Raw genomic sequence first — 13,591 nt, 5'->3', positions numbered from 1 at the left:
TCGTCACCGAACGGGAACGATGACGGTGAAACCCCCGCCCGCTCCCCCGCAACGGACCTGGGAGAACAACCATGAGTCAACCGCGCTCGCGCGGTCGGGCCGTGCTGCGCCATCTCGCCGTACCGGCCCTCGCGCTGGCCGTCGTGGCCACCCTGCCCGGCACCGGCCGCCCCGGACCGCAACCCGTCGGCGCCGACCCGGCGACCGCCCTCACCCCGGTCGCCGTCTCCTACGCCGCCGCGACCGGTGGCGAGGTCAAGGGCAACTTCCTGAGCTACAACGACTTCCACGGCGCCATCGACCCGCCCGGCGGCAGCGGCGCCACGGTCAACGGCACCCCCGCCGGCGGCGTGGAATACCTCGCCACCTGGCTGAAGAAGCTACGCGCCGAGGCCACCGCCGAGGGCCGCGAGACCACCACCGTCGGCGCCGGTGACCTGATCGGCGCCACCCCGCTGGTCAGCGCCGCCTTCCACGACGAGCCCACCATCGAACTGATGGACGAGATCGGGCTGGAGATCAGCTCGGTCGGCAACCACGAGTTCGACGAGGGCGTCGACGAGCTGATCCGGATCGACAAGGGCGGCTGCCACCCGGTCGACGGCTGCGCCGACGGCGACGGCTTCGCCGGCGCGAGGTTCACCTACCTGGCCGCCAACACGATCAGCAAGAAGACCGGGCTGCCGATCCTGCCGCCGGTCGACGTCCGCTTCGTCGACGGCGTACCGGTCGGCTTCGTCGGGGTCACCCTCGAGGGCACCCCCGGCATCGTCAACCCGGCCGGCATCACCTCGGTGGAGTTCCGGGACGAGGTGGCGACCGCCAACCGGTGGGGCGGCCTGCTCAAGCTCTTCGGCGTCCGCGCGATGGTGCTGCTGGTGCACGAGGGCGGCGCCCAGTCGCCCCCGCCGAGCCCCCCGGGCGTCTCCGACTGCGCCAACTTCTCCGGCCCGGTGGTGGACATCGTGCGCGGCCTGCGGCCGGAGTTCGGGCTGGTGGTCTCCGGGCACACGCACCGCTTCTACTCCTGCTCGCTGCCGAACTCCTCGGGCGCGCGGAGCGTGGTCACCAGCGCCGGCAGCAACGGCCAACTGGTCACCGACATCGACTACTCGCTGGACCGGGACAGCGGCCGGTTCACCGGCATCTCCGCCCGCAACGTGGTCGTCGAGAACGGCGTCCGCAACGCCGACGGCACCTGGCAGCAGAGCGCCCCCGGCGTCTACGTCCGCAACCCGGAGCTGGTCGACCCGGGCGCCAAGGCGCTCGCCGACAAGTACCGGGCCGCGGTCGCGCCGATCGCCAACCGGGTGGTCGGCCGGATCTCGGCGGACATCGTCCGGGACGCCCGCCCGAACGGCGAGAGCCCGCTCGGTGACGTGATCGCCGACGCGCAGCTGGCGTACACCAGGGGCGACGGCGCGCAGGTCGCGCTGATGAACCCGGGCGGCATCCGGGCCTCCCTGTCGTACGGGGCGTCGCCCGGCGGCGAGGCGCCGGGCGAGGTGACCTACGGCGAGGCGTTCACCGTCCAGCCGTTCAACAACCTGGTGGTCACCCAGACCCTCACCGGAGCCCAGCTCCGCAACGTGCTGGAGCAGCAGTTCGTCGGCTTCAACGGGCAGACCACCCAGCGGATCCTCCAGGTCTCCGCCGGGTTGACCTACTCGTACGACAGCACCGCCCCGGCCGGCTCCCGGGTCAGCGCGCTCGCGCTGAACGGCGCCCCGGTCGACCCGGCGGCCGACTACCGGGTCACCACGAACGACTTCCTCGCCAACGGCGGGGACGGCTTCACCGAGCTGACGGCGGGCACCGGCCGGACCACGGCGCGGGGCTTCGACGTCGACGCGCTGATCGCGTACCTCGCCGCCGCACCGGTCGCCCCGGGGCCGGCCGACCGCATCACCCGCCTCGGCTGACGGGATTGCTTGCGGGGGTCGCGCCCCGCGCGGCATACTCGACGGCGTGTTCGGTCAGCGCTTCTACTTTTACTACGGCACCGGGAGTCCGGCAGCCGTAGGTCGCGCCTGATCGACAGACCTGCGAAAAGCCCCGGGCTCGGAGAGCCCGGGGCTTTTTCGTCCCGGGATCCGGGCACCGGGCCCGACACCCGAGGGGTACGGCGATGATGACAGACGTGGCGGAGCAGAGCGGCAGCGTGACGCAGTCCCGGCCGGAGGGCGACTCCAACCCGCAGGTGGCGGCGTCCGCCGCCCCGGCCCGTCCGGTGGACGCCCGGACCGGCACCGAGGACGCGGCCGCCGCCGAACGGATCGTGGCAATCCGGGAGCGGATCGACGAGATCGACCGCACCCTGATCGAGCTGTGGCAGGAGCGGGCCGGCCTCTCCCAGCAGGTCGGCGCGACCCGGATGGCCTCCGGCGGCACCCGACTGGTGCTCTCCCGGGAGCGGGAGATCCTGGAACGGTTCCGCAGGGAGCTGGGGGCCGACGGCACCCAGCTGGCGCTGCTGCTGCTCCGCGCGGGGCGGGGACCGCTGTGAGGCGTACCGGGGGCCGCCCACGACGGGCCTGACCCACCCGACCGTCGCCGGTCGGCGCCGGCCGGGCGAGCCGCCCGGATACGCCGAACCGCCTGCCGGCGTCGGGTCGACGGCGGCAGGCGGTCCGGAGGGTGTCACGCGCCGTGGGTGGCGACGATCTCCCGCTTCTCGGCGAAGTGGCAGGCGCTCGTGTGGTCCGAGCCCGGCCGGATCTCCAGCAGCGGCACCTGCTCGGCGCAGACGTCCTGCGCCTTCCAGCAGCGGGTGCGGAACCGGCAGCCCGAGGGCGGGCTGACCGGGGAGGGAACGTCACCGGTGAGCCGGATGATCGCCTTGTTCTCCCGCAGCGTCGGGTCCGGCACCGGCACGGCCGAGAGCAGCGCCTGGGTGTACGGGTGGGTCGGCCGCTCGTAGATCTCGTCCTCGGTGCCGACCTCCACCATCTTGCCCAGGTACATCACCGCGACCCGGTCGGAGAGGTGACGCACGACCGACAGGTCGTGGGCGATGAAGATGTACGACAGGCCGAGCTCCGCCTGGAGCTTCTCCAGCAGGTTCATCACCTGCGCCTGGATCGACACGTCCAGGGCCGAGACCGGCTCGTCGCAGACGATGATCTCGGGCCGCAGGGCGAGCGCCCGGGCGATGCCGATGCGCTGGCGCTGACCGCCGGAGAACTGGTGCGGGTACCGGTTGATGTGCTCCGGGTTGAGGCCGACCAGGTCGAGCAGTTCCTTGACCTTGTCCCGGCGGCTGCCCTTCGGCGCCACCTCCGGGTGGATCTCGAACGGCTCGCCGATCAGGTCGCCGACCGTCATCCGCGGGTTCAGCGACGTGTACGGGTCCTGCATGACCAGCTGGATCTGCCGGCGCAGCCGACGCAGCCCGCCGCCGGACAGCTTGGAGATGTCCTGACCCTTGTAGAGCACGTTGCCGGCGGTCGGCTTCTCCAGGTTCATCAGGACCCGGGCCAGCGTCGACTTGCCGCAACCGGACTCGCCCACCACGCCCAGGGTCTCGCCGGCCTTCAACTCGAACGAGACGCCGTCGACGGCCTTGACGTGACCGACGGTCTTCTTGAACACGATGCCCTGGGTGACCGGGTAGTGCTTGACCAGGTCACGGACCTCGAGGATGTTCTCAGTCACGGTTCACCAGCTCCTCGGCGAAGTGGCAGGCGCTGGCGCGACCGGCGCCGATCTGCAGCAGCGGGGGGACCTTCTCCCGGCACACCGGCTGCGCCATCGGGCAGCGGGGGTTGAACGGGCAGCCCGGCGGGATGTTCATCAGGTTCGGCGGGAGGCCCTTGATGGTCCGGAGCTCCTGCCCCTTCTCGTCCATCCGCGGGATCGAGTCGAGCAGGCCGAGGGTGTACGGGTGCGCCGGCTTGGCGTACAGGTCGTACACGTCGGCTTCCTCGACGATCCGACCGGCGTACATGACCGCGATCCGGTCCGCGACGTCGGCGACCACGCCGAGGTCGTGGGTGATCAGGATCAGGCCCATCCGCCGCTCCCGCTGGAGCTCGCCGAGCAGGTCCATGATCTGGGCCTGCACGGTCACGTCCAGCGCGGTGGTCGGCTCGTCCGCGATCAGCACCTCGGGGTCGAGGGCGAGCGACATCGCGATCATCGCGCGCTGCCGCATACCACCCGAGAACTGGTGCGGGTAGTTGCTGAACCGGCCCTTGGCGTTCGGGATCTTGACCTGGTCGAGCATCTCGATCGCGCGCTTCTTGGCGTCCGCGCGGCTCATGCCGCGGCGGATGCGGAACTGCTCGGCGATCTGGAACCCGACGGTGAAGACCGGGTTCAGCGCGGAGAGCGAGTCCTGGAAGATCATCGCGATGCCCTCGCCGCGGATGCGGCGGCGCTCCTCGTCGGACATGGTGAGCATGTCCTTGCCGTGGAAGCGCACCTGACCGCCGGTGACGAACCCGGGCGGCATGTCGAGGATGCCCATGATGGTCTGCGCGGTGACGCTCTTGCCGGAGCCGGACTCGCCGAGCACGGCGAGGGTCTCACCCGCGTCGACGTGGTAGGTGACTCCGTTGATGACCTTGGCGACGCCGTCCCGGGTACGGAACTCCACCCGCAGGTCGTCGACCTCGAGCAGCCGGCCGGACGGGCGGCCGGATCCGTCGGCGCCGGGCGCGGACTGCTCGGACACGAGAATGTCGGACAACTCAATCTCCCCTAGCGGAGTTTCGGATCGAGGGCCTCGCGGACGGCCTCACCGAGCATGACGAAGCTCAGCACGGCGGTGACGAGGAACGCGGCGGGGAAGAAGAGCAGGTTGGGCGCGACCCGGAGGTAGTTCTGCGCCTCGCTGATCATGATGCCCCACGAGACCACCGGGCTCTTCAGCCCGACCCCCAGGAACGACAGCGTCGCCTCGGCGCCGATGAACGAACCCACCATGATCGTCGAGTACACCAGCAGTGGCGCCAGCGAGTTGGGCAGCAGGTGCTTCAGGATGATCCGGCCGGTGCCCGCGCCGAGCGCCCGGGCGGCGACGATGTAGTCCGCCTGCTTGGTGGCCAGCACCGAGGAGCGCATCAGCCGCATCACGACCGGCCAGCTCAGCACGACCAGGGAGGCGATGACCAGGCCCTCGATCTGCCAGACGCTGTTGCTGGTGCCCGACCCGTTGAAGGTGGTCAGGATGACGATGGCGCCGAGCACGAACGGCAGGCCGAAGAAGACGTCGGCGATCCGGGAGAGCAGCGCGTCCACCCAGCCACCCCGGTAACCCGAGATGATGCCCATCATCCCGCCGATCAACATGGTGCCGATGACGGAGAGCAGGGCCACCAGGATCGAGGCGCGGGCGCCGTAGATGGTCCGGGCGAAGACGTCCCGGCCCTGCACGTCGTAGCCGAAGAGGGCCTCCGACGAGGGCTTGCCGAGGCTGCGCGAGAGCGACCCGTTCACGGCGTCACCGGAGGTGAAGAGCGACGGGAAGGCGGCCATCACCACAAAAAGGACAATGAACGCGGAGGAGATCCAGAAGAGCGGCTTGCGGCGCAGGTCGCGCCAGGCGTCGCCCAGCAGGCCGCGCGGCTTCTCCTTGCGGGCGCTCTCCGGCAGCCCGGCGTTGGTGGGGGCACCGATCTCGGTCGGCTGCTCCGGCCGGGGGGTGCTGACGATCGACGCGGCAGACGGGTCACTCATAACGGATCCTCGGGTCCAGGGCGGCGTAGAGCAGGTCGACCAGCAGGTTCATCAGCAGGTAGACCAGCACCAGCACCACCACGATGGAGACAACGGTAGCGCTCTCCTTGGTGACGATCGACCGGTAGACCTGTCGACCGATCCCGTTGATGCCGAAGATGCCCTCGGTGATGATCGCGCCACCCATCAGCGCGCCGAGGTCGGTGCCGAGCAGGGTGACCACCGGGATCAGCGAGTTGCGCAGCAGGTGCACCCCGACCACCCGGCGCATCGGCAGACCCTTGGCGATCGCGGTGCGCACGTAGTCGGCCCGCCGGTTCTCGGCGATGCTCGTCCGCGCCACCCGCGCGATGTACGCCATCGAGGCGCTGCCCAGCACGAAGCCCGGAATGATCAGCTCGGAGAACGGCATTTCCGCGGAGACGGTCGCCCTGACGATGCCCCACTGCACGCCGAACGTCCACTGGAGCACGAAGCCCACGACGAAGACCGGCAGCGCGATCAGGAAGAGCGACGAGACCAGGACCAGGTTGTCCAGGAAGCCGTTGCGACGCAGGCCGCTCAGCACACCCGCGGTGAGGCCGATGATCGCCTCGATCGCCAGGGCGACGAGGGCCAGCTTCAGCGTGTTCGGGTACGCCGTCGCGATGATGTCGTTGATCGACCGACCGCTGTACGTCGTACCGAAGTCCCCCTGGAGGAGGTTCTTCATGTAGGTGGCGTACTGCACGAAGATGCTCTGGTCGAGCTGGTACTTCTCGGTCAGGGTCGCGATGTACTCGTCCGGGCAGCGGCGCTCACCGCACTTGCCGGCGAACGGGTCGCCGGGCACGGACCAGACGAGCCAGTAGATCAGGAACGTCGTGCCGAGGAAGACCGGCACGAGTTGGAGCAGCCGTCTCACCAGATAACGGCCCATGGGGTGGTCCTCCAGACAGGGGGCGCGTCGGACGGCCGACACGATGGAGACAAGTGCGAGGGAGGATGTTGTAACACCCGCTCGCGGAACGGCCCCGGGTCGGGCCCACCGGATGTGGCGAGCCCGACCCGGGGTCAGACCGTTCGGATCAGAGCTCGACCGAGGAGAGGTCCAGCTCGCCGACGTTGGTCAGCTCGAGCTTCTTGATCTTCTCCGAGAAGCCCGACTGCTGCCCGTAGAAGTACACCGGGATGGTCGGCACGTCGGCGTCGACCTTCTTGAGCACCTCGGCGAACTGCTGGTGCGAGGCCTCGAGGCTCGGGGCACCGCTGGCGGCCTTGGCCATGGCGTCGACCTCGGTGTTGCTGTACAGACCGTCGTTCGAGGAGCCGCCCTTGACGTAGAGCGGGTTCACCCAGTTCTCGATGTCCGGGTAGTCCTGCTGCCAGGCGGCACGGTACGGACCGGTCATCTTGTGGGCGTTGATGTTCTGGCGGAAGACCGCGAAGGTCGGCACGCCCTCGGCGCGAGCCTGAATGCCGAGGTTGGTCTTGACCTGCTGCGCGACGGCCTCCATCCAGTCCTTGTGGCTGGAGTCGGCGTTGTAGTAGAAGACCATCTCGCCCTGGAAGCCACCGGCCTCCTGGAGCAGCTGCTTGGCCTGCGCGACGTCGAACTTGCAGGCGGTGCAGTTGCCGGACGGCGCGCCCGGGGTCAGCGGGTTGGCCCAGCTGTCAGCCGGCTTGCGGGTGCCGAAGAAGATCTTGTCGGAGATGTCCTGCCGGTTGATCGACAGCGACACGGCCTTGCGCAGCTTCGGGTTCTGGAAGCGCTTGTCGTAGATCGGGAAGGCGATGAAGGCCGTCGTCGGGGTGACCGTCGAACGGGCCCGCTCGCCCAGGTCCGTCTTCCACTTGTCGCCGGCCAGCGCCGCGGTGGGGAGGACCTCCATGAAGTCCAGGTTGTTCGAGAGCAGGTCGGCGTAGGCCGCGTCCTCGCTCTGGTAGAGCTTGAAGGTGACGTCCTTGACCTTCACCTTGTCGCGCAGGGTGTAGTCCTCGAAGCGGGTGAGCTTGATCTGGACGTTGTCCTCCCAAGCCACGAACTTCACCGGGCCGTTACCGATCGGCTTCTTGCCGAAGTCCTCGGCCTTCTGGGTGAAGAACGCGTCCGGCAGCGGCATGAAGGCGCTGTAGCCGAGCTTGGTCGGGAAGACCGCGGTCGGCGCGGAGAGGGTGACCTCGAAGGTCTGCTCGTCGACGACCTTCAGGCCGGACATCGTCTTGGCCTTCGGCTCCGGGGCCTTCTGCGGGCCCTCGGCGTCCGGGTCCTCGGAGGTGACGTCGGCGTAGCCGGCGATGTCGGCGAAGAAGCTGCCGTTCGCGGCGCCGCTCGGCGTGTAGGCGGCCCAGTTCCAGGCGTCGACGAAGTTCTTCGCCTTCACCTCGGTACCGTCGTGGAACTTGGTACCCTTCTTGATCTTGATGGTGAAGACCTTCGAGTCCTTGGTCTCGATGGACTCCGCCAGCGCGTTGCGCGGGGCCCCACCGTCGTTCGGGTACTCGACCAGACCGGTCCACAGGACATCGATGATCTTGCCGCCACCGGTCTCGGTGGTGTTCGCCGGCACCAGCGGGTTCTCCGGCTGGACACCGTGAACGGAGATCGCGCCGTCCTTGGTCGCGGCGGCGTTGCCGTCGCCACCCTCGCTGCTCGAGCAACCGGTGGCGACCAGCGCGGCGGCAACGCCGACCGCGAGGGCGCCGGTCGCCCGCTTCGAGACTCTCATTCCGAGGGGCCTCCTCTTTCTGAACCTGGAACCGTCGTGGGTTTCACGCACGTATGGGGTGACGCCTTCCGGCGATCCTGTGACACGGATCACCGGTTTCACCGCAGAGAAATCGGGACACCCCTGGGGTGCCGACTCGCCGGGCGGCCACACCCCTCGCGCGGAACGCCACGCAGGCTCGACCATCACGGGCCGCCTCGAGAAGCGGCGTCGTGATCGGCGGAACATGCGGGGTGCCTCGCGCCAAGGGTGAGGTGCTGCCACTGTGACACTGATCGGCCGGTTCCGTGAAGGTGCCGTTATCAAGCCGTTAGTTGGCCGCCACGTCGCCGATACTTGAGAAAAGATCATGAAGTGCCCCGGTCGCACCCCTCTGAGCAGGTACGACAGTACATCACCACATCGACTCGTCACCCCCGCGCCGAGGTCCGGCGGGCTCCCCCGCCGCCGTTCCGGGCACCCTGGGACGTCCACCGGGCGGCGGCCGTTTTCGCCCATCCGGGGGATGCCGGTGTCGGCTGCGCGGGCACCATCGCCGGCCGGGTGGAGGAGAGCGCCGAGGTCCGGTACCTGATTCTCACCAGGGACGACGCCGGCAACCCACGCGGACCCTCCGGGCGGGACGACCACCGGCCTGATCCGGGCCGGACACCCCGCTCCGGTCCCACCGACGCAGCCGGCCCCGGCACCGCACGGGTGCCGGGGCCGGAGCCGGGACGAACGGGTCAGGCGGTGAAGCGCACCCGACGGCGGCGGACCAGGAGCACGGCGACCGCGCCGAAGGCGAGCAGCGCCACCCCGGCCAGGGCGGCGGCGGCGATCGGCGAACCGGTCAGCGGCAGGCCACCGCCGCTGCTCGCCGGCGAGGTGGACGGCGCCGGGCTCTCGACCGGGGCCGACGGCGAGGCCGACTCGACCGGCGTGGCCGGCGACGGGGACGCCGACGGGGTCGACGGGGTGGCCGCCGGGGTGGTCGGGGCGGCGGCGAAGTCGGCGGTGGCCCTGGCGGTCACGGTGGACCCGGCGCTGCCACCGAGGATCAGCTTCTGCTTGGCGTCCTTGCCGCCGGAGAAGAGGAAGACCCGGCCGAAGGAGACCGAATCCTGGGCGGAAACAGTCACGGTGACCTTGCCGGCGTCGGCGGAGGTCAGCCAGAACCGCGCACCGTTGGTGGTCGTGGTGACCGGCTTGCCCTCGGCGTCGACGGCGCTGCCGCCGGAGACCTGCACCGCGATGTCGCCCGCCGGGCCCTTGACCGTGAAGGGCCCGGCCCGGCCGCCGGCGGTGGCGCTCGCGGCGGCGGCCGGGTCGAGGGTCAGCTCGGCCTTCGGCTCCGGCTGGTCGGTCGCGTTCTTCACCAGGTAGTCGTGGATCTTCTCGATCACCTCGTACTCGGCGGCCGTGGTCAGGCCCTGCTCCCAGTCGCCCAGCTCGACGCCGTCGCTGAAGTGCCAGACGGCGGTCTGGGTGCCGAAGTACAGCAGGGTGTCCCGGCGCTTCTCCGCCAACCCGTCGGGCAGGGTGACCCCGGCCCGGGCCAGCAGCTCGGCGCGCTCGGCGTTCGGGTAGCCGTGGGTGAGCACCCACTGCACGCGACCGAGGTTCTTCACCTCCGACTGACCCCAGGTGCCCTCGGTGTACTCACCGTTGCGCGCCACCGGGGTGTGGAAGTCGATGCAGAAGACCGGCACGGTGCCGTCCTTCAGCTCGAGCGCCAGCGCGGAGGTGGGCAGCGTCTTCCCGGCCAGCTTCAGCACCACGCCGGTGCCCTCCACCGCCCGCGCGACGCCCTTGGTCGGCTCCTCGGCGGCGGCCGGAGCGGCCGTCCCGAGCACCATCGCGCCGCCGGCGACGAGCGCCGTGGCGATCCCCGCCCAGCGCCGTCCACGTTGTCCGAACATCAGATTCGTGCACCTCTCCCCAGGGGTGGGCCCGCTCCCGGCGGGCCGGCATCAGTCGCCGTTCCCGCGGGGTGTCGCACCACCCGCTCGCGAGAACGCGACGGGGCATTATGCGACATGAACTGATCTCTTGTCAGCCCCTGGGGTCTGTCGGACCTTGCGTCCCGATTGCGGGGAACTCAGACCAGCCGCCGGTCCGCCGCCCAACGGGACAACTCGTACCGGTTGGACATCTGGAGCTTGCGCAGCACGTTCGACACGTGCGTCTCGACCGTCTTGATCGAGATGAACAGCTCCTTGGCGATCTCCTTGTACGCGTACCCGCGGGCCAGCAGGCGCAGCACCTCCCGTTCCCGGTTGGTGAGCTGGTCCAGCTCCGGGTCGGCGACCGGGGCGTCCGGGCGGGCCGCGAAGGCGTCCAGCACGAACCCGGCCAGCCGCGGGCTGAACACGGCGTCCCCGTCGGCGACCCGACGGATCGCGGCGGTCAGCTCGTCCGGGGAGATGGTCTTGGTGACGTACCCGCGGGCACCGGCCCGGATCAGCCCGATCACGTCCTCGGCCGCGTCCGAGACGCTGAGCGCCAGGAACTTGACCTGCGGGTGGGTACGCCGCATCGCGTCCAGCACCGCCCGCCCACCGCCGTCGGGCATGTGCACGTCGAGCAGCACCACGTCCGGCCCGGTCGCGGCGATCCGGCTGACCGCCTCGGCCACCGTGCTCGCCTCACCGACCACCTCGACGTGCGCGCCCAGCTCGGCCCGGACGCCGGCCCGGAACATGGCGTGGTCGTCGACGAGGAACACCCGCAGCCGCCCGCTCCGCGCGCCCGCCTCCGCTACCGGTTCCATCGACTGCTCCGCCATCATCTGTCCCTTTCCGCCGTGGAGCCGTTGCCGGTGATCGGCAGGATCAGCCGGACCTCGGTCCCCTCCCCCGGCCCGGACCGGATCTCGGCCCGACCGCCGTGCCGTTTCATCCGCCCGACGATCGACCCGCGGACGCCGTGCCGGTGATCCTCCACCGTATCCGGGTCGAAGCCCTTGCCCCGGTCCCGGACGAAGACGCTCACCTGCTCCGGCTCCACCTCGGCGTAGAGCGACACGGTCTGCACCCCGGCGTGCCGGGCGGCGTTCACCAGGGCCTCCCGGGCCGCCGCCACCAGGGCGCCGACCCGCTCGTCGGTCTCCCGGTCACCCACCACCACCGCCTCGACGGTGATCGCGAAGGTGTCCTCCACCTCGGCGGCGGCCTGCTCCAGCGCGGCGGCGAGGCGCTCGGTCGGCGAGGCGGTGGGCTTGTAGAGCCAGTTGCGCAGCGACCGCTCCTGCCCCCGCGCCAACCGCTGCACCGTCTTGACGTCGGTGGCGTTGCGCTGGATCAGGGCGAGGGTGTGCAGCACCTGGTCGTGCACCATCGCCGCCAGTTCGGCGCGCTCCTGCTCCCGGATCCGCCCCTCCCGCTCCGAGCGGAGCTGGTTGTACGTCCGCCACACCACCGGGGCGGCCACCACACCGACCCCGGCCAGGCCGACCAGCGCGAAGATCACGCCGTTGACCACGGCGTCGAAGTTCTGCACCGGCGAGTAGACCGCCGCGACGCCGATGATGCCGACCGCGACCAGCACCCCGCCGCCGACGAAGCGGAGCACGAACGCCCGGCGGTCGCTCTCCTCCACCACCGCGCCCAGCCACGGCACCGGCATCGAGTCGCCCCACTGCCGGCGGCGTTCCGGCGCGGACTGGTGCCAGATCACCCCGGCGCCCACCGCGATGATCGCCACCAGCCAGCCGGCGGTGCCCGCCGCGCCCACCGAGTCGAAGACCAGCACCTGGAGCAGCAGCACGCCCAGCCCTATCGCCACGAAGGGCAGCAGCTGGCCGAGGTCCCGCCGGGGCGGCACGGTGGTGTCACCGGGGCGCAGCGGGACCACCGCCCAGAAGGCGGCGTAGAGCAGCAGCCCCAACCCGCTGAGCCCGAGCAGGACCATGAACGCGACCCGTACCCGCAGCACCGAGATGCCGAGGTGGTCCGCGATGCCGGCCGCCACGCCGGCGGCCAGCCGGCGCTCGGGCGCCCGGTAGAGGCGGGGCGGCTGGATCACGGTGCTGATGTCGGCTCCCCTGTCACGGAGGGTGGGGTGGACGGCACCGGTGCGTACCGGCGTCGGGTCCGATCGTCACACGCGGCCCGCGTCCCCGACCACGGGGACGCCCCCGACATTCGTCCCCCGCGGATCTCAGGGTGGGGTCAGGGTCGGGTCCTGAGGACGCTCGGGCGGACGACGCAGCAGGATCGAGACATGACCGAGGAAGCTGCCCAGTCGCACCGCCCCGGCGCGGGCGGGTCGGCCGGGCCACCGCCCGCCCCCGCCGGCCCGGCCTGGTCGGCGTCGCCCTTCGGTGGGGACGCCGCGCCGCCGCCACCCGGGGACCACGTCACCCCGCCACCGTCGGGCGGGGCCAGCTTCACCTCGCGGTACGGCCTGGTCCGTCCCCGCGACGGCCGCTACCTGGCCGGCGTCTGCGCCGCCATCGGCCGGGCCACCAGCACCGACCCGGTGCTGTGGCGGGTGATCCTCGCCGTGCTCGGCTTCTTCGGCGGGGTGGGCATCCTGGTCTACGTCGCCGCCTGGCTGGTCATCCCGGGCGAGGGCGACAGCGCCTCACCGGTGGAGTCGATGCTCGGCCGGGGGCGGTCCAGCATGTCCCCGGTCACCGTGATCGTGCTGAGCATCCTGGTCGCGGTCAGCTTCGGCTACATCGTCACGGACGCGTTCCGGGCCGTCCTGCTCGGCACGGCGATCCTCATCGGCGGCGCGCTCCTGCTCAACCGGGACGGCCGGCCCGGCGGCGTGCCGGCCCCGGACGGCGGCCCGCCGGCCCCGGCGGCCACCCCGCCCGGCCCGGTGCCGCCGGTCAGTTACCCGGCACCCCGCCTCTTCGCGCCCGCGCCCGACCCGGTCCCGCCGGCCGTCCCGCTGCCCGTCCCGGCGCCGCTGGACCGCACCGCGGAGCTGCCCGCCTGGTCCCCGGCGCCCACCGGCTTCCCCGCCCCGGCGGACCGGCAGTCCGCCCCGGCGCCGGTCTGGCCGCCCACCGCCGGAGCGCAGGCGACGACGGGCGCGCCGCTCTCCGTACCCCCGGTGCCGCCGGTCGCGGCGCCGGCGCCCGGCGGCTACCGGGCGCCGTTCGCGCCGCGCGGGCCGTACGCCGCCTCGCCGCCGCGAAGTAGCCGGCCGCGCTGGCCACCATCGGCCTCGGGCTGCTGGTCGGCACCTGGTTCGGCCGGGCCCGCTGGCTG

At 71.2% G+C, this 13,591-nt stretch carries 10 protein-coding genes and 1 pseudogene; 3 read left to right on the top strand and 8 right to left on the bottom strand.

Annotated features, from left to right (window positions below; all coding sequences use genetic code 11):
- The first annotated feature begins 71 nt into the window (after positions 1 to 71).
- Positions 72 to 1,922: a bifunctional metallophosphatase/5'-nucleotidase gene (locus V6U79_RS13340; RefSeq protein WP_334614829.1), complete on the top strand. Its 1,851-nt coding sequence runs from the start codon at positions 72 to 74 to the stop codon at positions 1,920 to 1,922.
- A 206-nt stretch (positions 1,923 to 2,128) separates the two neighbouring features.
- A complete protein-coding gene (locus V6U79_RS13335; protein ID WP_334614828.1) occupies positions 2,129 to 2,506 on the top strand; it encodes a chorismate mutase in 378 nt (125 codons plus the stop codon).
- 134 nt (positions 2,507 to 2,640) lie between these two features.
- On the opposite strand, the gene V6U79_RS13330 is transcribed toward V6U79_RS13335, so the two are convergent.
- From V6U79_RS13330 to V6U79_RS13295, 8 genes are all read right to left on the bottom strand, one after another.
- Positions 2,641 to 3,654: an ABC transporter ATP-binding protein gene (locus V6U79_RS13330; protein WP_334614827.1), complete on the bottom strand. Its 1,014-nt coding sequence runs from the start codon at positions 3,652 to 3,654 to the stop codon at positions 2,641 to 2,643.
- Positions 3,647 to 4,675, bottom strand: a complete 1,029-nt coding sequence (locus V6U79_RS13325) for an ABC transporter ATP-binding protein (RefSeq protein ID WP_334533865.1) — start codon at positions 4,673 to 4,675, stop codon at positions 3,647 to 3,649. The genes V6U79_RS13330 and V6U79_RS13325 overlap by 8 nt, the downstream gene beginning before the upstream one ends.
- A gap of 26 nt (positions 4,676 to 4,701) precedes the next feature.
- Positions 4,702 to 5,679: an ABC transporter permease gene (locus V6U79_RS13320; RefSeq protein WP_334533844.1), complete on the bottom strand. Its 978-nt coding sequence runs from the start codon at positions 5,677 to 5,679 to the stop codon at positions 4,702 to 4,704.
- Positions 5,672 to 6,598: an ABC transporter permease gene (locus V6U79_RS13315; RefSeq protein ID WP_334533847.1), complete on the bottom strand. Its 927-nt coding sequence runs from the start codon at positions 6,596 to 6,598 to the stop codon at positions 5,672 to 5,674. The genes V6U79_RS13320 and V6U79_RS13315 overlap by 8 nt, the downstream gene beginning before the upstream one ends.
- A 148-nt stretch (positions 6,599 to 6,746) precedes the next feature.
- Positions 6,747 to 8,387, bottom strand: coding sequence for a peptide ABC transporter substrate-binding protein (locus V6U79_RS13310; protein ID WP_334533850.1), 1,641 nt, complete (start codon positions 8,385 to 8,387; stop codon positions 6,747 to 6,749).
- Positions 8,388 to 9,112: 725 nt separating this feature from the next.
- Complete coding sequence (locus V6U79_RS13305; RefSeq protein WP_334614826.1) at positions 9,113 to 10,288, bottom strand: thioester domain-containing protein; 1,176 nt, start codon at positions 10,286 to 10,288, stop codon at positions 9,113 to 9,115.
- 179 nt (positions 10,289 to 10,467) lie between these two features.
- Complete coding sequence (locus V6U79_RS13300) at positions 10,468 to 11,154, bottom strand: response regulator (RefSeq protein WP_334533856.1); 687 nt, start codon at positions 11,152 to 11,154, stop codon at positions 10,468 to 10,470.
- The gene (locus V6U79_RS13295) at positions 11,154 to 12,392 is read right to left on the bottom strand and encodes a PspC domain-containing protein (RefSeq protein WP_334533859.1); all 1,239 of its coding nucleotides are present in this window, start codon (positions 12,390 to 12,392) and stop codon (positions 11,154 to 11,156) included. Before V6U79_RS13295 ends, V6U79_RS13300 begins: the two co-directional genes overlap by 1 nt.
- A 198-nt stretch (positions 12,393 to 12,590) precedes the next feature.
- On the opposite strand from V6U79_RS13295, the pseudogene V6U79_RS13290 reads away from it, so the two are divergent.
- Positions 12,591 to 13,591, top strand: a pseudogene (locus V6U79_RS13290) (PspC domain-containing protein); the annotation flags it as partial.

The organism is Micromonospora psammae (assembly GCF_036902725.1).
Taxonomy (GTDB): Bacteria; Actinomycetota; Actinomycetes; order Mycobacteriales; family Micromonosporaceae; genus Micromonospora.
Note: the sequence above shows the minus strand (reverse complement) of the source record. Positions and strands in the feature narration are given on the sequence as shown.

Excerpts from the sequence above, each read along its gene's own strand:
- V6U79_RS13340 (WP_334614829.1), top strand. The coding sequence starts at position 72 with ATGAGTCAACCGCGCTCGCGCGGTCGGGCCGTGCTGCGCCATCTCGCC.
- V6U79_RS13335 (WP_334614828.1), top strand. The coding sequence starts at position 2,129 with ATGATGACAGACGTGGCGGAGCAGAGCGGCAGCGTGACGCAGTCCCGG.
- V6U79_RS13320 (WP_334533844.1), bottom strand. The coding sequence starts at position 5,679 with ATGAGTGACCCGTCTGCCGCGTCGATCGTCAGCACCCCCCGGCCGGAG.
- V6U79_RS13315 (WP_334533847.1), bottom strand. The coding sequence starts at position 6,598 with ATGGGCCGTTATCTGGTGAGACGGCTGCTCCAACTCGTGCCGGTCTTC.
- V6U79_RS13310 (WP_334533850.1), bottom strand. The coding sequence starts at position 8,387 with ATGAGAGTCTCGAAGCGGGCGACCGGCGCCCTCGCGGTCGGCGTTGCC.
- V6U79_RS13305 (WP_334614826.1), bottom strand. The coding sequence starts at position 10,288 with ATGTTCGGACAACGTGGACGGCGCTGGGCGGGGATCGCCACGGCGCTC.
- V6U79_RS13300 (WP_334533856.1), bottom strand. The coding sequence starts at position 11,154 with ATGGCGGAGCAGTCGATGGAACCGGTAGCGGAGGCGGGCGCGCGGAGC.